Below are 22,944 nucleotides of genomic sequence, written 5' to 3'. Positions count from 1 at the left end.
CGGTAAATGGACTTATCGCTAGGTATCTCTTATGCACATTATTAAGACTGCTTTCAGTACTCCGATACTAGTCCGGGACTGGCCGGACGCCACTGGTTTCAACAAGAGGCTGAGTGAAATCCTGCTCGAGAAAGAGGCAGAAATGCCGGTCGTGCAGCGATCGAATATCGGCAGCTGGGATTCCAGGAAGGATCTGCTGGAGTGGCCCTATGAAGAGATTCGGGAACTGAAGCAGCGGATAGTGGAATCGGTCAAGGAGATGACCCTGAGCGCCACCAAAGGAAAATACGATCCGGATCCCGGAGAAATGCTCGCGCACGCCTGGGCTAATGTGTCCCGTGCAGACAGTTACCGCAAGATCCATAACCACGAGTCCTGTACCTGGTCTGGCGTCTATTATGTCAACTCGCAGCTGGTAAAGGAAAAGAGCAAGAGCAGTGGCAACATCGAGTTTCTGGACCCGAGGATGCTATGTATTTCAACGGAACTGCCGAGTAGTAATTTCGGCGGCAGAGTCAAGGTGACGCCCAGAGACGGCAGGATGGTGTTATTCCCGAACTGGCTGCACCATTACGTCAATCCGGTGGAGGACAGCTCTCTGAGAATCTGTATTGCCTTCAACGTCAAGCTGGAAACCAAGTCGGCCCGGAGACGCCTGGGTACGATGCGTGCACTCAGCGACGTTAAAAATTCCTTGGAAGTTCAGGCCTGAACGGATTGTCTATAGCTTGTCAGAGGATGAATTTCTGCCAATCGGGAGTTATTGGGATGGTGCTGAGTTATTAACCCGGCAAATGAAATTTGCGCGGGTTAATGCGGCACAGGGATGTGGCGCCGCCGGCCGTAGGCCGGCGCGAGCCCTTGAAATACCAGCAATTCCGCGCAATTGGGCCAGCATTTCAAGGGCGACAATCAAATATTTCAGGGCCGAAGGCGCCGCGGAAGCGGCTGGACCGAAATATTTGATTGCCGGGTTAATAAGTATATAGAACTGTATTGTATTTTTCGTGCACAACTTTCCCCGCTGTCTATACTGAGGCGGGCTGCTTTTCTTTCCCGGATTGGAGCGGGCAAAAAAGTGGAACAGTGCCGGTAAACCAGGGATATGCCGAAAATGTAACTGGGTAATGAGGCAGGGAGAGCGCCCGCGAAAGACCTGACGATAGAAGGTCGAGTGGACATGTGATGTACAAGGAACACGGGTGCAACTACGCCGGTAACGCGCTCTATGAGTCGAGTTCACCGCCGCACTCCCAAGGCTCGGGGGTTATTTTATCGTGTCTCACAGCTTAACGAAATTTGGAGTACTCGGTGGCGCCGGTCCCCTCGCGTCTGCCCAGTTTGTTTCGGACATCTATAACGGCAGCTCTTGCTTAATGCCAGAACAGGCGCGCCCAGGTGTTGTGGCAATACATGAGCCGCGCCTGCCAGACCGCACAACGGCAATTCAGAACGGCACCAAGGATACCCTGGTTTTTCCCCTCAAGCAGAACCTTGATTTACTGATCGGGCTCGGCTGCCAGAAGATTCTCGTCGCCTGTTTTACGATTCACTCGGTTTTCCCGTTGCTGCCGGATACATACCGGACTGTCTTGATCGATCTATTTGATATCGTCCGTACTGCGACCGAAGCCAATCGACGCTACCTTGTGCTGTGCACCAACGGCAGTCGTCGCGAGAAACTGTTCGACCGCGCCTTTTCCGACCGCCCGGATCAAGTGTGCTTTCCCAATAGTCCGGATCAGGATGCGGTGCATGAGCTGATCTACCGCTTGAAAGCGGGGGAGCGGCCAGACGGCCTGTGGCCGGAGATGGCCTCCATCGTCTCTGGATACGATGTGCAGGGAGTGATTGCCGGTTGCACCGAGATTTACCTGCTTCGCCGCCATCTGGCAGATTTCTGTTTGCAGCGAAAGTGGCATCCGGTGGATGCTCTCGGTGAATGGTTGGCAATGATTTACTAGGGAGCCTCTGATTAAGTCCGTAATGTCTCTGCGGGGCCTGAAGGCTGCAGATGTTAGGCGCAGCTCGCCGCGAATGGCCAGCCCTTTGCAAGAGCTGCAACGCCGCAGATGCGGCCTTCAGGGCCCGCCCTGCGGGGCTTGCAGAGCGATCCACGCTCTGCGTTGCGACTTCTTGAAAGGTCTAGACATTCCTGCGAAGCCGCGCCTTGATTGTGAACCGCTCCGCAAGCCAGAGGTATCGCGGAATTATTCAGAGGTTCCCTAGGCACGAAAGGGTGGGCTTGCGGCGCAGGTCCGTCAAGCCTCGACAACAAATCATAGGTGCTTGATTTGCGACCAGCCGATGCATGGCCGGGATATCCGGCCAATGATAAAAGTTTTTCTGCGGCCGGTTAGGCATAGCTGCTGCTTTTCCGCGCCTCCCCGAACAGCAGGCTGGATACCAATCCGAAGTCTGAATCCCGTCTGGATCCCTTGATGAGTATCAGGTCGGACTGGCCGGCGAATTCCACCAGGTAGCTGACCAGCTCGGGGGCCGTGGAAAAGTGCGGGCCCAGCAGTCTTTCCGGCAGCACGGCGCGCAGATACTGCATCTCATCGCCATGGGTCACCACCCAATCCACTCCGCTGGACAGGAGCGGCTCGGCCAGGCTCTCGTGGAGTGCCCGGGACTGCTCGCCGAGCTGAACTATGCGTCCGAGCACGGCAACCTTGCGTCCACCGCTTTCGACCTTCGTCTGCGCGAAAACAGAAAAGGCGTTCAGCATGGAGCTGATAGTCGCATTCCAGCTGTCGTCGATAACGCTCAGCGAACGCTCGCCCAGGTCGAGTTTTCTGCGGCGCAGATGCCCGTCGTCCAATTCCAGCTGGTTCAGTGTCTCGGCAGCGGTGGCTAGGTCGCGTCCCATGGCGTAGACGGCGCAGATGGCTGCCACTGCGTTGTACACCATTCCGATACTGGGGGCCGGGACGCGGAACTCCAGCTGCTGTTGCGGTGTGCGCAGGCTGACCCAGCTGCCGTCCTCGTCGCCGCGGATATCGACTATCCGCACTTCCGCTTCGTCGCTGGTGCCGAAGACGATGACCCGTTTGGCATGTTTATTCGCCCGGTTGAGCAGATAGTCGAAACACTGAAGATGTTCGCCGATGATGGCCACCGCCGGTCCGGTCAGGCCGTCGAAGATACGCGACTTCCACTTCGCCGTATCCTGCACCGTTTTCACGCGCTTGGTGGTTTGAGATACGCCGATCTCGGTAATCAGCGCAATGGTTGGTTTGATCCTGCGCGTGATCGGGCCGCGTTTCATCCACAGGGCGCTCTGTGCGACTTCGATAACGGCTGCCTCGTGATCCCGGCTCAGACTCGCGAGCATGGACGGGGCGCCGACGCGGGAGTTGTAATTGCCGAGGCTGGTCAGTGCCCTTTCCCGGCCGCCGAGCATCTGCCCGAGCATTTTCAGCGTGGTGGATTTGCCGGCGGTGCCGGTAATCGCGATCACATCGCCGTCGAAGCGGCTGCGTGCGGCCAGCCCCAGCTCGATAATCGCCCGGATGGGATCGTCGACCTGCAGGACCGGCAGATCCGGCGGCAGCCCGGCGACGGGCCTTGCGACTATGGCGCCGGCGATAGTATCGGCGAGGCCCGGCAGCCTGTCGTGCAGGTCCCAGCCGCGGGGCCAGGGGCTTGTACTCTGCTCGTGGTGGGCGCGGTCCAGATTGGTGTGGGCGACGAACATTACCGGCCCCAGGGACTGCTCGATAAAGCCTTTTCCCGAAACCACGCTGCGCACGTACCAGCCCTCGGGCGGCCGTACCAGCCAGGTACCTCCGGTCACGGTGGTGATCTGCTCGGCGTTCCAGGTCTGTCCGGGATGGTGCTCGTGGACCACTGCGGGGAACTCCGTCTGGTAGGCAGGCACTTTCCTTTTGCCGGCGTCATTCGAAGTGCCGGGTACGTCCAGCTTGGCCTGCATACCCGCGACGGGAATGGGCTCCACGCGGTGCTGGTTGGAGACGAGCCCCAGATATAACTGCAGGGTGCACTTGGTAAATGTCTTGGATGCGGGCGGCCGCAGCCCGTAAAAGTCCCGGTATATCACCCCGGGCTGCCAGCGGCTGGTGGGCATCTGCCAGTCGCAGGGATCGTGGTCCATGGACTTGCCCCAGTAGGGCATGCTGGTTTCCTCGGTGGGAATGGCGCGGAAGTCGATTCTGTAATCTTCCTCGACCGGGTTGTCCGCACGCCAGAAGGATTCGACCCACAGCAGTTGCCGCGACTTGATCTCGCGCGGATAGAATCGCAGCCCCAACAGGGTCAGGGGGCCGATGCGCACCTGCGTGATGCGGGCGTCTTCCGGCACCTGGTCCACCTGCCAGGCCGCTTTCACGGGGCGCTTCTGCGGTGCCAGTGGGGCGAGATCGTAGACGGTTTTGGGGGCGGCGGGACAGCGGTAGAACGGGCGTGGCGGCGGATCCAGTGTAATGGTGCCGCGCCCGTCTTGCAGCAGCTGCAGCTCGGTGCCGAGTGCGGCGCAGAGTTCCGCGTAGCGGCGGCACGAAATCAGGGCCTCGGATCCGCCGAGCTGTACGCTGAAACCGAAGCCGACACCTACGGGGACAAAGGTCACCCGCTCCACGCCCCTGGCGCTCAGCTCCAGCCGGAAAACGCCGCTCTCTGCGAGGGTGCGGCGTACCGAATCGAACAGCAGGTCCCCGGCGTCGTGAATGATCGGCCGCTGCCGGTATATCTCGATACCCTGTAGTACGTGGGCACTGGTGCCGAGTACCCCATCGGCGCCGGCGTCGATAATCGCATGGCCCACGGCGATCTCCTCCGCGCCGGGCTGGCGCTGCAGATTGGGGCCCCAGTGCACGGCGACGAGGACGACCTGGGCTTTCTGCCGCGCGGCGCTGATCCTCGGTTCCAGATGGGTCCGCCACACAGTCGGGTTCGACAGGGGCAGGTGGGCGCACCCCGGTTGCCCGCTGTCGGCGCCGAACTGCTTCTGGGTGGCGTCCAGGGAAAAAATGGCTACATTCAGTGGGCCGGCGGGCCTGATCACCGGGGTCAGGGCCTCCGCGAAATTGGCGCCGGAACCGGTATGGCCTATGCCGCACGCATCGAGCCACCGCTGCTGTTCCAGCAGCGCCTGCGGGCCATAGTCGCCGCTGTGGTTGTTGGCCGTGGTGACCACATCGATGTTTGCCGCGGCGAGCAGGCGCAGCATCTCCGGTCTGGCCCGGTAGTAGTAGGGCGACGCCTCGCCTTTTTCCGTACCCTGTTCTCCCTCGGTAGCCACCACGCACTCCAGGTTCACTACGCTGAGGTCGGCGTCGTTCAGGGCGGGGATCTGTCCCAGAACCTTTTCCTCGCCCAGCTGTGCCGCGCGGTAGTGCTGGCGACGGGCCAGGTTGACGTCGCCGCCCCAGGCGAGTACCGGCGCATCGCTGGGAGGAAGTGGGGAGAGCAGTGAGCGATCGACCTGCTTCGCCGGCTCGGCGGAGCGGTCGGCGCTTAGCAGGTACTTGCGATAGGCGACGAAGCCGGAGAGGTAGTGCTCCACATCGTCGATGCGTACGCGGAAGGCGTGGTGGCGAATAAAGAAGCTGCCGAGGATTTTCTGCGGGTTGCGGAAATACATCGCGAATTCCGGCCAGAAGTAGCCGTTCAGCAGGTAGTTTGCGCGCTTGTGCAGGGCCCGGTAGAACTGCTCCAGGTCCAGCTGCGCCAGCAGGTGAGGGTATTTCTCCCCGTGGCGCAGTCGGGCCACCATTTTTTCCGCCGCCATCATCAGCTCCAGCAGCGTGGGGAAGGTGGTGATGCGGTTCTCGACAAAGTCCAGGTGATCGGCGACATTCCTGATGCCGAACTGGTAGTACTTCTCTTCAGGCCGGTAGATGGTCAGCTCATTGACGCAGTAGCTGAGCCAGTGATCGTGGGCCTGCCAGTGGTTGGCGGCGATAAAGTAGGAGAAGGCTTTTTCTACCATGGCCAGCCAGCGGGGATCTTTGCTCAGCCCGTAGAGCCGCATCAGGCCGAAGGCAGCCTCGCCGTCGTAATAGACGATGCGAAACTCTTCCTTGACGCTGAGATCCGGGTAGTGCAGCACGTGTGCGAATCGGCCACTGCGCGGATCCTGCATATGCCGGATGCCCAGCGCCAGTTGTTCCATCAGCGCCGCGTACTGGTTCGATTGCGTGAGCTCGCTGAACTTGACCAGCGCCAGCAGGCAAACCGCATTGCCGCCGAGTTTTATCTCGGAGTTGCTCTCCACCAGAAAGGCGAGCCGTTCGCCGGAGGGCAGGGAAATGCGCCTGATCAGCTTGTCTGTCAGCAGCGCCAGTGAGCGGTCGATGGCGGATTTCAGTTTCCGGTCTCCGGTCACCTCCCAGGCCTCCAGCATCGCGTAGGTGCTGCTGGCGTGGCGCAGCGTGTTGTAGGTGTCGATGGATCTGTCGAAGCAGGCGTGCCAGCCATAGTAGAAGCGGCCGCTGGATTTGACCTGGCTGCACAGGTATTGGCTGCTGGTCTCTATCAGGTGGGTTACGGTTTTTTCGTCCAGTACTTCGATCACGCGGCGGCCCGCGTTGCGGCCGGGACCGTAGAGTTTCACCGGCCGCGTCTTTCCGTCGCAGAAGACACCCTCGGTGGACAGGACCAGCACGGTGTTTCCATCGGAAAAATCGACTTCCTGCTGTGCGCCGTAGCGCCGGTGCACATAGGAGCGGAAATTCTTCTCGTTGACGACTGCGTGGTCGATTTTATTGCCGCCGTAGAGCATGGCGTTGCCGTTGAGCTCCTGCTCCAGGAAGGCGACCTTGAGGTCCGGGTCCAGTGCCAGGCCGTAGCGGAAATAGGCGCGTTTGGTGCCGCTCAATATCTGTTTCAGGTCCTGCCAGGTTATCTCCTCGGCCGCCGTCACCCAGTCTATTCGCAGCCAACAGACATCCATCTTTGCCGACGCGGCGGTTTTCTGGATCAACTTGGCGGCGGACTGCCAGGCGCTGGTGATGTCCCCCGCGGTTGCGTGTTGCACCTTGGCGCGCTGCTTGCCGTCGGAGATGGAGAAGAACAGGGTGAAGGGCGGTGTCAGATCGCGCAGCGCCCGATCTACGGCCGGGCGGGCCTGCATCAACAATTTGGAAAGTGACATGGCTATCCGTTCTTTCAAGGTTGTGGCGCTTGAGTGGGGCCGGCTCGGGTAACGCCGTCGACGCTGATCGGGGCTTTGTCTTATGCCGGGACGCGAAAGCGGTTATAGCCGTCGCGCCGCCAATCACAGTACCGCCATCGCCAAAGTGACCGGGTGGCACTCAGGGGGTGACCAGATTGTTCGGGGGAGTATCCGCGGCGCAGAGTCGAGGGTGACGCCAGGAGAGGCGTCGAACTGCTTTCATCCCTGGGGAGTTTCGCTCCCAATCTATTCGTCGCTATTGCCGTATTGGAGTATAGACCCGGGGAAGGTTTCTGCCCGGCGGCGGCGCCGTTTGCGCGACTCGAGGCGCGCCCGGAAATTGCGGCGGGCGGCCCGTGTTTTGTTGAAACTTCCGCTTGCAAACGGCATTCACTCGGATACCATGGGGAACGATCGTATTCAACGTAACCGTGGCGTCTGGCGAAGTTCCCGATGAAATCTCCGAATCTCTCAATTGCACCGCGCATGCGCGCAGCCCTGCACTGCCAGCGACAGCTCGTCGCACGCCTGTGCTGTGTGGATGCCCGCGTCCTGTGCGTAGTGCGCGCGAGTGCCTCTACCAAGCGCCCGCTAGCCAGCGCGATGACCTAGTACACCCAACAACGCGACAGGCGATGGAAGGTGTTCAGCCTTCCTCCCCAAAAACCCGGAAGGCAGCCCTTCCGGGTTTTTTTTTGCCGAAATTTTCCGGCAGTTTGGGACATATCATCGACCAGGAGTTATGAGCAATGGACCGGCAGTGGTGGCAGCGGTTAAGCAGTTTTCCGCCTTTAATCTGGATTATCCTGATCGGCAGCTTTTTCGGCCGCGGCACCTATTTCATGGTGTGGCCTTTTCTGGCGATCCTGCTCTACGAGAGATTCCACCTGGGGGCGGCGGAGATAGGCCTGATCCTGACCGCCTCGGCGGCCGGCGCGGCGCTGCTGGGTTTCTATGTGGGCGCACTGTCGGACCGTTACGGTCGCCGCAATATGCTGTTCGCGGGTACCGGGATCAATTTCTTCGCCTTCGCCATTCTGGCGCTGGCGCAGTCGTTGCCGGTGTTTATTCTGGCGATGACGCTCAGCGCCATCGGCCGCGCCGTGTGGGAGCCGCCGGCCAGCGCGCTGATCGGCGATCTGGTCCGCGATGTGCAGAGCCGCGAGTTGGCCCTGCAGTTCCGCTACTTCCTGATCAACGTGGGGGCGGCGCTGGGGCCGATCGTCGGTGTCTGGGCGGGATTGAGTGCGCAGCAGTCCACCTTCGGCCTGACCGCCCTCAGTTATTTGCTGTTGAGCCTGGCGTTTCTGTGGGGCTTCGCGCACACGGAGAGTGGCCGGCTTGCGCACAGGCACCGGGACAGCAGCGTGACGCTGCGCGGCACGCTGGCGGTATTGCGCAGCGATCGGGTCTTCCTGGTGGTGATCATCGCCAATGTGCTGACGCTGTTTATCTATGCGCATATGGACTCGAGCCTGGTGCAGTACCTGACCAGGGCCGGGGCGCCGAGGCTGGTGGAGCTGATCTCGAGCATGATCCTGGTCAACGCATCCACTATCGTGTTGTTGCAGTTTCCGCTTCTGCAGCTGATGCGCGAGATCGATGTGAACGGGCGCATTGTGATTGGCCTGGGGGTTCTGGCCGCGGGGCAGGCGTGGTTTGCACTCAACCCGGTGCACTGGTTTGCCGGCTGGATGGGGGCAACCTTCGTCGTGAGCCTGGCGGAGGCCATTCTGTTTCCGACCATGAGCGTACAGATAGACAGGCTGGCGCCGGACCATCTGCGCGGCAGCTACTTCGGCGCTTCGTCCTTTTACTCGCTGGGCTGGTCTGTGGCGCCGCTGATCGGAGGGGTATTTATCGAGTACTGGGGCGGGCCGGCACTCTACTGGTCGATGTTCGCGCTGTGCGGACTGGTGTTTGCGCTCTACCGCCTGACCGCGCGGCTCAGCCGGCCGCAGTGGGATACGCCGGACGAGGCGGGGATAAATCCGGCAAGCGCTCGACTTGTTGCGCGGCGCTTGCCGGTTGCCGCCGTGGATTAGAGTTCCGCGGCCAGGCGCGAGCCCTGGTCGATGGCCCGCTTGGCGTCCAGTTCGGCGGCCTCGTCCGCGCCGCCGATCAGGTGGACCTTGACTGCGCGCTCGCGCAGCGCGTCGTACAGGGCCCGCGCCGGTTCCTGGCCGGCGCAGATGACGATATTGTCCACTTCCAGCAGTTGCTGTTCGTCGCCGATGCGGATATGCAGGCCGCGGTCGTCGATCTTCTCATAGCTGGCGCCGGCGACCATCTGCACATTGCGATGCTTGAGGCTGGTGCGGTGAATCCAGCCGGTGGTCTTGCCGAGGCCGGCGCCCACTTTGCTGGTCTTGCGCTGCAGCAGGGTCACCTGGCGCGGCGCGCTTACCGCCGCGGGCTGTTTCAGGCCGGCGCGGTTTTCGAGCCGGATATCCACACCCCACTCATCGAAGAACTCCTCCTTGCTGCTGGCGATCAGTTCCCGGCTGTTGTCGCCCTCGTGGGTCAGGTATTCCGCCACATCGAAGCCGATACCGCCGGCGCCGATAATCGCGACCTTTTTGCCCACCGGTTTTCTGTGCTTCAGCACATCCAGGTAGCTCAGTACTTTTTCGTGCTCTATGCCGGGAATCGGCGGCGTGCGCGGCTCGATACCGGTGGCGATAATCACTTCGTCAAATGCCTGCAGGTCTTCGGCGGAGGCGCGGGTGTTGAGTTTGACCTCGACGCCGGTGATTTCCAGGCGGCGCTTGAAGTAGCGCAGGGTTTCCTCGAACTCGGCCTTGCCGGGAATCCGCTTGGCGATATTGAACTGGCCGCCGATTTTGTCTTCGGCCTCGAACAGGGTGACCTGGTGACCGCGTTCCGCGGCGACGGTGGCGGCGGCGAGACCGGCCGGACCGGCGCCGACCACGGCGATCTTTTTCGGGTTTTCCGTCGGCAGGTATTGCAGTTCCGTCTCGTGGCAGGCGCGCGGGTTGACCAGGCAGGAGGTCAGCTTCAGTTCGAAGGTGTGGTCCAGGCAGGCCTGGTTGCAGCCGATACAGGTGTTGATTTCGTCCGCGCGGTTCTGCGCGGCCTTGTTGACGAACTCCGCATCGGCGAGGAAGGGGCGCGCCATGGAGACCATGTCGGCGTGGCCGCTGGCCAGCACCTCCTCCGCCACCTGGGGCATGTTGATGCGGTTGCTGGTCACCAGCGGCACCTTGAGGTGTTGTTTCACCCTGGCGGTGATTTCGGTAAAGGCGGCGCGGGGCACGCTGGTGGCGATGGTGGGGACGCGCGCTTCGTGCCAGCCGATGCCGGTGTTGATTATGGTTGCGCCGGCCTCTTCAATCGCCTTGCCCAGTGCGATGACCTCATCGAAGCTGCTGCCGTCCTCGACCAGGTCGAGCATGGACAGGCGGTAGATGATGATAAAGTCCTTGCCCACCGCTTCGCGCACGCGGCGCACGATTTCGATCGGCAGGCGGATGCGGTTTTCGAAGCTGCCGCCCCACTCGTCGCTGCGCTTGTTGGTGCGCGAGACGATGAACTGGTTGATGAAATAGCCTTCCGAGCCCATGATCTCGACGCCGTCGTAGCCGGCCTCGCGGGCCAGGGTGGCGCAGCGCACATAGTCGTCGATCTGGCCTTCGATTTCCTCGCCGGTCAGTTCGCGCGGCGTGAAGGGGTTGATCGGCGCCTGTATCGCCGAGGGAGCGACCAGGTTCTGGTTATAGGCGTAGCGGCCGGCGTGCAGTATCTGCATGCAGATCTTGCCGCCTTCGGCGTGCACTGCGTCGGTGACTTCCCGGTGCTGCTGCGCCTCTTCCGCGGTGGTCATCTTGGCGGAGCCCATAAACACGCCGCCCTCCTCGTTGGGCGCTATGCCGCCGGTCACAATCAGGCCCACGCCGCCGCGGGCGCGCTCGGCATAGAAGGCCGCGAGCCGCGTGAAGCCGCCCTGGTGTTCCTCCAGATTGGTGTGCATCGAGCCCATCAGCACGCGGTTCTTCAGTGTGGTAAAGCCCAGGTCCAGCGGGGCCAGCAGGTGGGGGTAGGCTTGTGACATGGCGGTTCTCTCTACTCGTGCTTCTTGTGACCACTGAGGTATATGCAAAGAGTTGCATAATGTTGGGGTCGAGAATAGCAAGGGAGGGGTGGGGCGGCAGTGACCGAATCGGTCGAATTCTTTGGCCTGTTCGGGAGGCACTGAGGTGAATGTAGGGGCCGAAGGCGCCGTGAATGCCTGGATGGTCCCGGGCAGCAGGGCCTTCGCAATACCCTTCTTGACAGAGGTCCCGAGTCCCAAATCAAACGAACAGTTCCATCAACTGCTCCCGCAACCACCGGTTGGCCGGGTCGTCGTGCTGGTTCTTGTGCCAAAGCAGGTGCCAGTCCATCTGCGGGATCTGGAACGGCAGCTCGAACAGTCGTGCCGCGTACTGGTTGGCGAGGCTGGCCGGCACCGTCAGGGCCAGATCGGTGCGCAGCACGACAAGGGGCGCCACCCGGTAGTGTTGTACGCGCAATTTGATACTCCTCCGGCGGCCCAGTTTGTTCAGCGCGATATCCACCAGCCCCGGTCCGCTGCGGCGGCTGGAGACGTGAATATGCTCGAGCTGCAGGTACTGCTCCAGGGTCAGACTGGTCTGCTCCGCGAGCGGGTGGTCGGCGCGCAGCATACACAGGTAGCGGTCGTTGATCAGGCGCCGCTGTTGCAGTTGGGTGGCGCTGGCGAGGGGGATATCGAGGCCGAAGTCCAGGGTGTTTGCGGCCAGTTCCTTGACCAGCTGGTCTCTCGGCACATAGTAGGATTCGACACAGATACCCGGCGCCCGCTGCTGCAACCGCTCCAGCAGCCGCGGCAGCAGCAGCGTCTCGGCCATATCGTTCATCGACAGCCGCAGCGTCTTGCGCGCGCTGGCGGGATCGAACTGGCGCTGCTCGTTCAGGCTGCGGCCGAGCAGCGTCAGTGCCTGCTGCACCCGCGGCATGATGCGCTCGGTCAGCGGTGTCGGGTTCATGCCCGTCGGTGTGCGGGTGAACAGCGGGTCATCCAGCGTGCGGCGCAGGCGCGCCAGGGCGTTGCTGACCGCGGGCTGGGTGATATGCAGTTGTTCGGCGGCGCGGGTCAGGTTGCGCTCGTTATAGATCGCCTCCAACACCAGGAACAGATTCATATCCATCTGCTGTAGCTGCACGGTTGCCACCATCAATGCTGTGAATGGTTGGATATTCGCATAATAAACTTTGATGATTCAACGGCCGGGGCTAGGGTAGGGATCCAGATAAGAGGGGATTCCATTGGCTGAGTTCTACACGGTGCGCCACGGCCAGGCCTCGTTCGGTGCCGCCGACTACGACAAGTTGTCCGAGCTGGGCTGGCGCCAGGCGCGCTGGCTCGGGGAGCACTGGCGGGGCGCGGGGATGGGCTTCGACCGCATTCTGTGCGGCAGCCTGCTGCGCCACCGGGAGACGGCTCAGGGTATCTGCGAGGGCATGGAACTGGACTCCGCCCGGGTACAGATAGTCCCGGAGCTGAACGAGTTCGATTTCCACAGTGTGCTGCAGTGCTACGGCGAGCGGGATCCGCAGTCTGTGCCGCCGCCGGGCGCCGGCCGCTCCGATTACTACCGCTTTTTGCAGCGGGCCATGTTGGCCTGGGCCGGGGGCGATATCCGCCCGGCGGAGAGCTGGCGCGACTTCGAACAGCGCATCGAAGCGGCGCTGGGACTGATCGGCGACAGCCCGAAGGGCAGCAGAACCCTGGTGGTCAGTTCCGGCGGCGCCATCGCGATGATGGTGCGCCAGGTGCTGGGCGGCCACGCGGAGGCGGTGACCAGACTCAATATGCAGATAAAAAACACCGCGGTGAGCCGTTTCTTTACCGGCGCCGGCAGCATCAGCCTGCACAGCTTCAACCATGTGCCGCACCTGGAAACGGCAGACCGGCAGGAATTTATAACCTACAGCTAAACAGGGCACTCCGCGATGGATTTTGAATATTCGGACAAGGTGAAAGGGCTGCTCGAGCGCCTGAGACGCTTCATGGACGAGCACATCTACCCGGCCGAGCGGACTTTTTATGAACAGTTGCTGGAAGATCGCTGGGGCGAGCCGCCGATACTGGCGGAGCTGAAGGCGAAGGCCCGCGAGGCGGAACTGTGGAATCTGTTTATGCCGGATCCGCGCTTCGGCGCCGGGCTGACGAATCTCGAGTACGCGCCGCTGGCGGAGGAGATGGGCCGGGTGATCTGGTCTTCGGAGGTCTTCAACTGCAGCGCGCCGGACACCGGCAATATGGAGGTGCTGGCCCAGTACGGCAATCCGCAGCAGCAGGCGCAGTGGCTGAAGCCGCTGCTGGCCGGCGAGATCCGCTCCGCCTTCGCGATGACCGAGCCGAAGGTCGCGTCTTCGGATGCGACCAATATCGAAACCTCGATAGTGCGCGACGGCGGCGACTATGTCATCAACGGCCACAAATTCTATATCAGCGGTCTGATGAACAAGCGCTGCAAGCTCCTGATCGTGATGGGCAAGACGGATCCGGAAAACCCGAATCGACACCGCCAGCAGTCGCAGATCCTGGTGCCGAGCGACACGCCGGGTGTCAAAATCCTGCGCCCGATGACGGTGTTCGGTTACGACGACGCTCCCGAGGGCCACGCGGAGGTGATCTTCGACAATGTGCGCGTGCCGGCGGGCAATTTGATTCTGGGGGAGGGCCGCGGTTTCGAAATCGCCCAGGGGCGCCTGGGGCCGGGCCGCATCCACCACTGCATGCGCCTGATAGGCCAGGCGCAGCGCGCGCTGGAGTCTATGGCCAAGCGTGCCGAGCAACGTATCGTATTCGGCCGCCCGATGAGCAAGCAGGGCTCGGTGCGCGAGGATATCGCCAGGTCCGCCTGCGAAATCGAACAGGCGCGTCTGCTGACTCTGAAGGCGGCGCAGCAGATGGACAGCTACGGCAACAAGGCGGCCAGGGACCTGATCGCGATGATCAAGATAGTCGCGCCGCAGATGGCCTGTAGCGTGATCGACCGCGCGATACAGATCCACGGCGCCGCCGGTCTGAGCCAGGACTACGATCTCGCACACCACTACGCCTACGCGCGCAGCATCCGCCTGGCGGACGGACCCGACCAGGTACACATGATGCAGCTGGGGCGCAACCTGGCGGCGCGCTACGGCGCGGAAGAGTAACGGGGGCAGTGAATGACGGAAGAAATGGTGTCCGGCGCACGCGATGCGGTGGAGCGGTTACCGGTGGAGAAACTGGAAAAATATCTGGCCGCGCATGTCGATGGCTTCAGGGGGCCGCTTGCGGTCAGTAAGTTTCCCGGTGGCCAGTCCAACCCCACGTTCAAATTACAGGCCGCATCCGGCACCTATGTACTGCGCCGCCAACCGCCGGGCAAACTGCTGAAATCCGCCCACGCGGTGGATCGCGAGTTTCGTGTGATGCGCGCTCTGGCCGGTACCGGGGTGCCGGTGCCCCGCGTCTTGCACCTGTGCGAGGACCGGGCGCTGATCGGCTCACTCTTTTTTGTCATGGAGTTCTGCCAGGGGCGCATCTTCTGGGACGCCGCGCTGCCGGAAGTGGACAAGGCCGAGCGCTCGGCGATTTACGACGAGATGAACCGCGTGCTGGCCGCACTGCACAGTGTCGATATAGACGCCGTGGGCCTGTCCGACTACGGCCGCCCGGGCAATTATTTCCAGCGCCAGTTTGAGCGCTGGAGCAGCCAGTACCGCGCATCGGAAATCGACAAGATCGACGCTATGGAGCGGCTGCTCGACTGGCTGGGTGCGGCGCTGCCGCCGGACGATGGACGCGTCGCGCTGGTGCACGGCGACTACCGCCTCGACAACATTATTTTCCATCCCGGCGGGCCGCGCGCGGTGGCCCTGCTGGATTGGGAGCTCTCCACCCTCGGACACCCCTTCGCCGATCTGGCCTACCAGTGTATGCAGCTGCGCTTGCCGGCCCAGGGCGACAAGATATCCGGGCTGATGGGGCTGGATATCGACGCGCTGGGTATTCCGTCGGAAGCGGAGTATGTGGCGCGTTACTGCGAGCGCATGGGGATCGAAAAAATCGACAACTGGACCTTCTACCTGGCGTTCAGCTTCTTCCGCCTGGCGGCGATTATCCAGGGCGTGGCCAAGCGCGCGCGGGATGGCAATGCGTCCAACAGGAGTGCGGCCAAGCTGGGCGCGCTGGTGGATCCCGTGGCGCGCCTGGCGCTGGATGTTATCGAAAAAGGAAACTGACCTTCGTCAAGAATATCGGAGAAAGAAATGGCGACCAATCTTTTTGATCTGAGCGGAAAAATTGCCCTGGTAACCGGCGCCAGCCGCGGCATCGGTGAGGCGATAGCCAAACTGCTGGCGGAACAGGGCGCCCATGTGCTGGTTTCCAGCCGCAAGGCTGACGGCTGTCAGGCAGTGGCGGATGCCATCGTCGACGCCGGTGGGTCCGCCGAGGCACTGCCGTGCCATATCGGCAGTATGGAGGACATAGAGCGGCTGTTCGCCGAGATCCGCAACAGGCACGGGCGGCTGGATATCCTGGTCAACAACGCCGCCACCAACCCCTATTTCGGCCATATACTGGATACGGATCTGGGGGCCTTTCAGAAAACCGTGGATGTGAATATTCGCGGTTATTTCTTTATGTCAGTGGAGGCGGGCAAGCTGATGCGCGAGCAGGGCGGTGGCTGCATCGTCAACACCGCCTCGATCAATGCGCTGCAGCCCGGGGTCGGCCAGGGCATTTACTCGATCACCAAGGCGGCGGTAGTGAATATGACCAGGGCTTTCGCCAAGGAGTGCGCGCCGTTCAATATCCGCGTCAACGCGCTGTTGCCGGGGCTGACCAAGACCAAGTTTGCCGGTGCGTTGTTCAGCCACGAGGAGATTTACCAGACCGCTATCGACCATATTCCGATGCACCGCCACGCGGAGCCGGAGGAGATGGCCGGTACCGTTCTGTATCTGGTTTCCGACGCGGCGAGCTATACCACGGGGGAATGCATCGTGGCCGACGGTGGCATGACTTCCTGTGGGGGCATCTGAGTGCACTGCGATCCGATACTCGATTTCTCCGGCCAGGTCGCGCTGATTACCGGTGCCGCCAGTGGTCTCGGTGCCGCGCTCGCCCGTGCGCTCGGGGCCCGGGGTGCCAGCCTGGTGCTGGGCGATATCAATGCGCCGGCGCTGATGGAGCTGGCGGATGAACTGGGCGGCGGCGGAGTGGAGGTGCAGGCGCAGCGCTGTGACGTCTCCGTGGAGCGCGACTGCGCGGCGCTGGCGGGCCTCGCCGAATCCCGCTGGGGGCGGCTGGATATCGCGGTGAATAACGCCGGCATAGCGCCACCGATGATGGCGATCGAAGAGACCAGCGAGGCGGAGATGGACCGCCAGTACCGCGTCAACCTGAAAGGCGTGCTGTTCGGGATGAAATACCAGCTGCCGCCGATGAAGCGGCGCGGGGCCGGTGTGATTCTGAATGTCTCGTCCATGGCGGGCCTGGGCGGCGCGCCCAAAATCGCCTCTTACGCCGCCGCCAAGCACGCGGTGGTGGGGTTGACCAAAACCGCGGCGGTGGAAAATGCCAGGTACAATATCCGCGTCAACGCCATCTGTCCCTTCTTTACCTTGACGCCGATGGTGGCCGGGATCGAGACTCCCGGCGTCAGCAAGCGGGATTTTCACGATTTCCTGGCCTCGGGCACACCGATGAAGCGCCTGGGGAATGTCGGAGAGGTCGTCGCCGCGATGCTGATGCTGATCTCCCCCAAAATGACCTATGTCACCGGCCAGGCGCTGGCCGTGGATGGCGGGTTGTCGGCCTTTTGATAAGACAATCTGGAGTAGACGATGCCAACAATCATTCCCCGGGACCGGATTCAGGACTTTATCGGCTCCGAGACAGAACCCAGCGATTGGTTGCGGATAGATCAGAATCGCATCGACGCCTTCGCCGAGTGCACCCTGGATCGCCAGTTTATCCATGTGGACCCGGAGGCCGCGAAGCTGACCCCCTTCGGCACGACTGTTGCGCACGGTTTCCTGACCCTGTCACTGCTGTCGCATTTTGCCGAGCAGCTGCAGGTGGGTATCGAGGGCGTGCAGATGGCGCTGAATTACGGCCTCGACCGAGTGCGCTTTATCAATCCGGTCAAGGTGAACAGCAGGGTGCGCGTGCGCGCGAAGGTGATGGATATTCTGGAGAAGGGGCCGGGCCAGTATCAACTGAAGCTGGAAGTTACGATGGAAATCGAGGGGGAGCAGAAACCGGCGCTGATCGCCGAGTGGCTGGTTATGCAGTTCGTCTGACGGTATTTCCGGCGGAGGCGCCAGGGGCTATCGCCCCGTCTAAAATGCTGTAACCGCGGTGCCGAACTCACTATAAAGGAAGGGGATAAGAGCCCGGAGGCCGCTATGCGCGCATTGGTGTGTGAGGAGTATGGCTCGGCGGAACTGCTGGTCATTGCCGAGCGAAAACTGCCGGAGCTGAAGGATGACGAAGTCCGGATCGATGTACGCGCGGCCGGCCTGAATTTTCCCGATGTGCTCGTGATCGCCGGCAAATACCAGATCAAGCCGCCGCTGCCGTTCGTGCCCGGCGGCGAGTGCGCCGGGGTGATCAGCGCGGTCGGAAGCCGGGTGCAGCGTTTCAAGGTCGGCGACCGGGTCATCGCCATGCCCGGCCTGGCGGCCTTTGCCGAACAGGTGCAGGTCAAGGAGCACCTGCTGGTACCTATGCCAGACAAGCTGAGCTTCGAGCAGGCGGCCGGTTTCTGCATCACCTATTCCACCTCTTATTACGCGCTCAAACAGCGCGCGGCGATACAAGCGGGCGAGACGCTGGTGGTGCTGGGTGCGGCCGGCGGCGTCGGCGTGACCGCGATTCAGCTGGGAAAGGCGCTGGGTGCGCGCGTGATCGCCTGTGCCTCGTCGGAGGATAAACTGCAATTCTGCCGGGATATGGGCGCCGACGAGCTGATCAACTACTCCCGCGAAAACCTGAAAGAGCGGATCAAGGCGCTGACCGGTGGCCGCGGGGCCGACGTGATTTTCGATCCGGTGGGCGGCGCCTATACCGAGGAGGCCTACCGCTCTATCGCCTGGAGCGGGCGCTACCTGGTGATCGGTTTCGCCTCTGGCGATATTCCCAAGCTGCCGCTCAACCTGCCGCTGCTGAAGGCCGGGGATATTATGGGGATCTTCTGGGGCAGCTGGGCGCAGCGGGACCCGCGGGCCAATCTGGAAAACTTCGCCGAGCTGTTGCAGATGGTCGAGGACGGCAAGCTGAACCCGCTGGCCACCGAGGTCTATCCCTTTGAGGAGTATGTCCGCGCCTTCGCCGCCATCACAGAGCGGCGCAGGCGCGGGAAGGTGATCCTGGTGATTGGCTAGCAGGCTGCCGAAAAAGTATTTTTCAGCAGCCTGCTAGCCCGGCCATGGATGGCCGGGTCGCAAATCAAGCACTTAAGTGCTTGATTTGTCGTGGAGGGTTTGCGGACATGCGCCGCAAACCCGGGCTGAAAAAACCATGGATGGTTTTTTTAGCAGCCTGCTAGCGGCGCCGCAGCTCAGGGCAGCAGGCGGCAGTGGGCGCGGGCCTCGTCGGCGAGGTCGCGCGGCAGCGGCTCCGAGACGGCGTTGCGCTGCTGGCGGCGCCAATGGCTGCAGAGCTCTATATAGCTGCCCGCGTCCACCTGGCTGCGCAGGGAAAACCATGGATCCACCGTCTGTGCCGGTACCGGTTTGTGCTGCCAGTTGGCCAGCGGACCCCGCTGGGGAGCACTGGACGGGCTCAGGTTGGGGGTCAGGGCGCCGAGGTATTGGGCCGGGTGCACCAGCAGAATGGCGATCGCAATCGCCGCGCAGCCGCTCGCCGTTTTGGAAACCCAGCGCCTGTTCCCGTTGACCGGCTTGAACTGCCGGGCCCGCTGCAGGATTTTTTCGTCGAGGGAACCCGGAGATGTGATCCCCGCTACCGCGTCCCGGTATTGGCGTTCCCAAACACTCATACTGTGACCTCTTTGACTTCTTCGACAGGCCAGGGCTGTCTGTGCGATCCGTGCAGCATTTCCTGCAGCCGCTCCTTGCCGTTTTGATACAGCGCCTTGCAGCGCTTCAGAGAAATTTTTTCGATATCCGCGACGGTGGCCAGTGGCAGTTGGCACTCGGTGTGCAGCAGCAGAATGTTGCGTTCGGTTTTCGGCAACTGCTGGATGGCGGCGAGCAGTCTGTTGTCCCGCGGCACGGCCTGGCGGGCGACGTCGGGATCCGCTGCGGGGCGGTTGCGCAGCAAATGGTTGATGCGGATATACAGCCAGCTGCGCAACAGGCGCCCGCGGAGCTCCGGCGGGCGTTCGAGCAGACTGTGCCACAGTGCCTCCAGCAGGCTGTCGGCAGCGGCGGGATTCATTTGTACACAGTAGCGGTAGAGGCCGTCCTTGTGGCGGGCGTAGAGGTGGCGGAAGGCGCGCAGGTTCCGGGTGGCGTGATAGTGGTCGAGCAGCGCCTCGTCGCTCAGGTACTGAAAGTCTCTCCGTGACACGTTACCGAGCCTCCATGCTCTGGTGAATCCAGCTCAAGCGGTAGCGGTTGCGGGCCCCGCTCCGATCCGCTTCTGTCAGGGGCGAATCTGCCTGGCGCTCAGGGACCGCGACCGCCGGCGCGCGGATTTTCCTTTATCCGCTCGCCACTCCCTCTGCCGGCAAATTTTTCCGTCACTTCGGGATCCGGGCGGCCGTTGTGAGGCTTTTTTCTACTGCCCAGGTAGAGTGTGGCCAGCCCCAGAAGAATCTCGTCGACAAATGGCAGCAGGTCCGGGATAAACAGGTTGACCAGAAAGATGGCGCAAATCCACTTGAATAGCTGTGGGTGCTTTAGTCTCTCGGAGTAACTCAGAAACCAGCCAACGAGGGCACTGGGAAGCACTCTTTTCATCGGCCTGTGCTTAAGTGTCGGTTCGAGAAGTATAGTTGGCGGCCGGATGGCGCATCGATGGCGGAGTGTGGGGCGACGCCATATTTACTGACTGGTAAGTGTTGCCCGGTATCGACCTATGCCGACAGGCGCTTCCACTCCGGCAGCGGCAGCGGGAGCTGCTCCGGGCCCAGCTCGGCGCGCAAGTCCCTGAGTTTGACCCCCACACCGAGCAGGCGTATCGGGGCCGGGCGCCTGTCCCAGCACTGTTGCAGCAGCTGGCGGAACTCGGAAATACGGCCCGCGTGGCTTGTGCGTTCCTGGGTGGTGAGGGAGAAGTCACCGTACTTCACCTTCACTGCGGCGCCGCTGATCTGGTAGCGCTGGTCCAGGTTCTGCAGCCGTTCGAGCAGCTTCATATAGAGCGCCGTGAGCTGTTCCAGCCATTCCTCCAGCGTACACAGATCCTCGCTGAAAGTGCGCTCCACGCTGACACTCTTGCGCGAGCCGTCGCCGTTCACCGGGCGCTCGTCGATACCGCGACACAGCTCGTACAGGCGGCGGCCGAACTTGCCGTAGGCCTGGCTCAGTTCGATCAGGGAAAAGCGGCGCAGATCCGCGCAGGTGCGGATGCCCTGGCGGTGCATCTTCTCCGCGGTGACCCGCCCCACACCGTGGATCTTGGCCACCGGCAGGCGCAGAACGAACTGGTCCACCGCGTCCGGCGCAATCACCGTGAGACCATCCGGCTTGCGCCAGTCGCTGGCGATCTTGGCCAGGAACTTGTTCGGCGCCACGCCGGCGGAAATGGTGATACCCAGTTCCCCGCGCACCCGGCGGCGGATTTCCTCCGCCATCAGGGTGGCACTGCCCTGGCAGCGGCCGCTGTCGCTGACATCCAGGAAGGCCTCGTCCAGGGATAGAGGTTCTATAGTTTCGCTGTACTCCAGAAAAATATCCCGGATCTGAGCGCTGACCTCTCGATATTTTTTCATGTTACCGGGTACTACAATCAGATCAGGGCAGAGTTTTTTTGCCTGGGCGGTCGGCATGGCGGAGCGCACGCCGAAGCTGCGCGCCTCGTAGTTGCAGGTGGAGATGACGCCGCGCCTGTCGCTGGCGCCGCCCACTGCCAGGGGGCGGCCGCGCAGGTTCGGATCGTCGCGCATTTCGACCGAGGCGTAGAAGCAGTCGCAATCGCAGTGGATGATCTTTCGCATGCTGGGATTATATACAGTACCGTGGTGTTGCGGAAAGCGGATATCAGCGCAACAGTGCAGGCTTGGAACAGATTGGGCAGGTGAACTATGAGCCGTATTCCTCTGGTGGAGAACCCCGCGGAAGATCGGGTGGAGGCGTTATTCGCCGAGATTGAGGGTGAGCTGGGCGCGGTACCCAGCCTGTTTCGCGCCTTCGCCCACCAGCCGGATCTGCTGGAAGCCAACTGGCACAGGTACAAGGTGGTGATGGTCCACGGCGTCTTGTCGCCACAGTTGAAAGAGGGCATCGGGCTGGTGATCTCGTCAGACAGCAACTGCAACTACGGTATCTACCACCACAGCGTTACCCTGAAGGACCTGGGCGTGGACCCGGCGGAGGTGATGCGCATCCGTACGGATCCAAAGCATGTGCACTACTCGGAGAAGGAGCACGTGCTGTTCGACCTGGCCCGCAAGGCCAATAGTGCGCCAAACGACCACGGCGAGGGGCTGATTGCCGAGGCGCAGAAACTGGGCGCCCGCGACGATGAAATCATCGAGGCCCTGGGGGTGATGGAGCTGGTAGTGGGGTTCAACCGGGTTGCGGATTTTCTCGGCCTGGAGCCGCACCGGGATAGATAGGTAGCGGCGTTCACCGACAGCAGAGGAATAGGGTATGAACACAGCGCGCAATCGATCGCGGGCCGTCGTGGCACTGGTGGCGGCGGTTTTTGTCTGGGCGAATGGCGCCGTGGCGCAGAGTGGCGCGGGGGATAAGGAGGCCTCTCTCTATCAGCGTCTCGGTGGGCTGGCGCCCATCTCGGTGGTGGTGGACGAGCTGGTCGACGCCCTGGTAAGCGACTCGGTCCTGAACGGGAATCCCGCGGTCGATGCGGCGCGCAAGCGGGTTCCGGCCCCCTACCTGAAATATCAGGTGACCGCCCTGGTCTGCGAGTCCGCCGGTGGCCCCTGCAAGTATCACGGGCGCGGAATGAAAGAGGCGCACGCGCATCTGAATATCACCGAGCGGGAGTGGCAGCGGTTTATCACCCTTTTCAAGCAGATACTCGCCAGGCACAAGGTGCCGCCGCAGGAGACCGGGGAGCTGCTGGAAATGGTGGAGTCGACGAAGGCGGATATCGTGGTGTCGCCGCAGCAGTGACCGCCGCATTTTCACGGACGAGGGTCAAACGCAAAAACGGCGGTCTGTGACCGCCGTTTTTGCGTCTTGGCTTGTATGGAGCGGGCAGAAGAAAAGCCGTCGACGACGGTTTTCTGCGGTGGCTCTTGTGGGCTCGCCGATCAGCGCTCGAGCAGATCCAGCTTGCCTTTCTTGCCGTCCCACTCGGCGGCATCCGGCAGCGGGTCCTTCTTTTCGGTGATGTTGGGCCAGATCTCCGCCAGCTCCGCGTTCAGTTCGATAAACTCCTGCTGGTCCTCGGGCACCTCGTCCTCGGAGAAGATCGCATTGGCGGGGCACTCGGGTTCGCACAGGGCGCAGTCGATACATTCGTCCGGATGGATCACGAGGAAGTTGGGGCCTTCATAGAAGCAGTCCACCGGGCAGACTTCCACACAGTCGGTGTATTTGCACTTGATGCAGTTTTCCCCAATTACGAATGTCATGCTTGTCCCTCGATAGTCCTACTGAGTTGGCGC

20 protein-coding genes are annotated in these 22,944 nt (G+C 62.0%); 12 read left to right on the top strand and 8 right to left on the bottom strand.

Annotated elements, in window-relative coordinates; all coding sequences use genetic code 11:
- Positions 1 to 31 precede the first annotated feature (31 nt).
- Positions 32 to 712: a TIGR02466 family protein gene (locus tag ACXAF3_RS10405; RefSeq protein WP_475112231.1), complete on the top strand. Its 681-nt coding sequence runs from the start codon at positions 32 to 34 to the stop codon at positions 710 to 712.
- 565 nt (positions 713 to 1,277) lie between these two features.
- Positions 1,278 to 1,964, top strand: a complete 687-nt coding sequence (locus tag ACXAF3_RS10400) for an aspartate/glutamate racemase family protein (RefSeq protein WP_475112230.1) — start codon at positions 1,278 to 1,280, stop codon at positions 1,962 to 1,964.
- A gap of 392 nt (positions 1,965 to 2,356) precedes the next feature.
- Here ACXAF3_RS10400 and ACXAF3_RS10395 read toward each other — a convergent pair whose 3' ends face one another.
- Complete coding sequence (locus ACXAF3_RS10395; protein WP_475112229.1) at positions 2,357 to 7,117, bottom strand: CapA family protein; 4,761 nt, start codon at positions 7,115 to 7,117, stop codon at positions 2,357 to 2,359.
- Between the two features lie 770 nt (positions 7,118 to 7,887).
- Between ACXAF3_RS10395 and ACXAF3_RS10390 the strand changes: the two genes are divergently transcribed.
- On the top strand, positions 7,888 to 9,183 hold the full coding sequence (locus tag ACXAF3_RS10390; protein WP_475112228.1) for an MFS transporter: 1,296 nt from the start codon (positions 7,888 to 7,890) through the stop codon (positions 9,181 to 9,183).
- Here the strand turns inward: ACXAF3_RS10390 and ACXAF3_RS10385 are convergent.
- Together ACXAF3_RS10385 and ACXAF3_RS10380 are read right to left on the bottom strand one after the other, a co-directional pair.
- Complete coding sequence (locus tag ACXAF3_RS10385) at positions 9,180 to 11,210, bottom strand: NADPH-dependent 2,4-dienoyl-CoA reductase (RefSeq protein WP_475112227.1); 2,031 nt, start codon at positions 11,208 to 11,210, stop codon at positions 9,180 to 9,182. The genes ACXAF3_RS10390 and ACXAF3_RS10385 overlap by 4 nt on opposite strands.
- A 241-nt stretch (positions 11,211 to 11,451) precedes the next feature.
- A complete protein-coding gene (locus ACXAF3_RS10380; protein WP_475112226.1) occupies positions 11,452 to 12,342 on the bottom strand; it encodes a LysR family transcriptional regulator in 891 nt (296 codons plus the stop codon).
- Positions 12,343 to 12,445: 103 nt separating this feature from the next.
- Here ACXAF3_RS10380 and ACXAF3_RS10375 point away from each other — a divergent pair, with 103 nt between their 5' ends.
- The 7 genes from ACXAF3_RS10375 to ACXAF3_RS10345 all read left to right on the top strand — a co-directional run bounded on the left by ACXAF3_RS10375 (position 12,446) and on the right by ACXAF3_RS10345 (position 18,565).
- On the top strand, positions 12,446 to 13,117 hold the full coding sequence (locus ACXAF3_RS10375) for a histidine phosphatase family protein (RefSeq protein ID WP_475112225.1): 672 nt from the start codon (positions 12,446 to 12,448) through the stop codon (positions 13,115 to 13,117).
- 15 nt (positions 13,118 to 13,132) lie between these two features.
- Positions 13,133 to 14,344 (top strand): acyl-CoA dehydrogenase family protein, encoded by a 1,212-nt coding sequence (locus tag ACXAF3_RS10370; protein ID WP_475112224.1) that lies wholly within the window; start codon positions 13,133 to 13,135, stop codon positions 14,342 to 14,344.
- A gap of 12 nt (positions 14,345 to 14,356) precedes the next feature.
- The gene (locus ACXAF3_RS10365; protein WP_475112223.1) at positions 14,357 to 15,415 is read left to right on the top strand and encodes a phosphotransferase; all 1,059 of its coding nucleotides are present in this window, start codon (positions 14,357 to 14,359) and stop codon (positions 15,413 to 15,415) included.
- A gap of 27 nt (positions 15,416 to 15,442) precedes the next feature.
- Positions 15,443 to 16,219, top strand: coding sequence for an SDR family oxidoreductase (locus ACXAF3_RS10360; RefSeq protein WP_475112222.1), 777 nt, complete (start codon positions 15,443 to 15,445; stop codon positions 16,217 to 16,219).
- Entirely contained in the window at positions 16,220 to 17,002 is a 783-nt protein-coding gene (locus tag ACXAF3_RS10355; RefSeq protein ID WP_475112221.1) for an SDR family NAD(P)-dependent oxidoreductase, read from the top strand. It begins immediately after the preceding gene.
- 21 nt (positions 17,003 to 17,023) lie between these two features.
- Positions 17,024 to 17,482, top strand: a complete 459-nt coding sequence (locus tag ACXAF3_RS10350; RefSeq protein ID WP_475112220.1) for a MaoC family dehydratase — start codon at positions 17,024 to 17,026, stop codon at positions 17,480 to 17,482.
- Positions 17,483 to 17,587: 105 nt separating this feature from the next.
- Positions 17,588 to 18,565: an NADPH:quinone oxidoreductase family protein gene (locus tag ACXAF3_RS10345; RefSeq protein ID WP_475112219.1), complete on the top strand. Its 978-nt coding sequence runs from the start codon at positions 17,588 to 17,590 to the stop codon at positions 18,563 to 18,565.
- A gap of 176 nt (positions 18,566 to 18,741) precedes the next feature.
- Here the strand turns inward: ACXAF3_RS10345 and ACXAF3_RS10340 are convergent, their stop codons facing one another.
- The 4 genes from ACXAF3_RS10340 to dinB form a co-directional block, all read right to left on the bottom strand.
- Positions 18,742 to 19,182, bottom strand: coding sequence for a hypothetical protein (locus ACXAF3_RS10340; protein ID WP_475112218.1), 441 nt, complete (start codon positions 19,180 to 19,182; stop codon positions 18,742 to 18,744).
- Positions 19,179 to 19,715: a sigma factor-like helix-turn-helix DNA-binding protein gene (locus ACXAF3_RS10335; RefSeq protein ID WP_475112217.1), complete on the bottom strand. Its 537-nt coding sequence runs from the start codon at positions 19,713 to 19,715 to the stop codon at positions 19,179 to 19,181. Before ACXAF3_RS10335 ends, ACXAF3_RS10340 begins: the two co-directional genes overlap by 4 nt.
- 98 nt (positions 19,716 to 19,813) lie before the next feature.
- Positions 19,814 to 20,107 carry a DUF6116 family protein gene (locus tag ACXAF3_RS10330; RefSeq protein ID WP_475112216.1) on the bottom strand — a complete coding sequence of 98 codons (294 nt, stop codon included), beginning with the start codon at positions 20,105 to 20,107 and terminating at the stop codon, positions 19,814 to 19,816.
- Between the two features lie 116 nt (positions 20,108 to 20,223).
- Positions 20,224 to 21,306, bottom strand: coding sequence for a DNA polymerase IV (dinB, locus tag ACXAF3_RS10325; RefSeq protein WP_475112215.1), 1,083 nt, complete (start codon positions 21,304 to 21,306; stop codon positions 20,224 to 20,226).
- 87 nt (positions 21,307 to 21,393) lie between these two features.
- Between dinB and ACXAF3_RS10320 the strand changes: the two genes are divergently transcribed.
- Both ACXAF3_RS10320 and ACXAF3_RS10315 read left to right on the top strand, forming a co-directional pair.
- A complete protein-coding gene (locus ACXAF3_RS10320; RefSeq protein WP_475112214.1) occupies positions 21,394 to 21,927 on the top strand; it encodes a carboxymuconolactone decarboxylase family protein in 534 nt (177 codons plus the stop codon).
- 34 nt (positions 21,928 to 21,961) lie between these two features.
- A complete protein-coding gene (locus ACXAF3_RS10315) occupies positions 21,962 to 22,447 on the top strand; it encodes a group I truncated hemoglobin (RefSeq protein ID WP_475112213.1) in 486 nt (161 codons plus the stop codon).
- A 140-nt stretch (positions 22,448 to 22,587) separates the two neighbouring features.
- On the opposite strand, the gene fdxA is transcribed toward ACXAF3_RS10315, so the two are convergent.
- Positions 22,588 to 22,911: a ferredoxin FdxA gene (fdxA, locus tag ACXAF3_RS10310; RefSeq protein ID WP_475112212.1), complete on the bottom strand. Its 324-nt coding sequence runs from the start codon at positions 22,909 to 22,911 to the stop codon at positions 22,588 to 22,590.
- Between the last annotated feature and the right edge of the window lie 33 nt (positions 22,912 to 22,944).

Source organism: Microbulbifer sp. ABF4_143 (assembly GCF_056160225.1).
The sequence above is the reverse complement of the archived record's forward strand: the minus strand, read 5'-3'. Positions and strand labels throughout refer to the sequence as shown.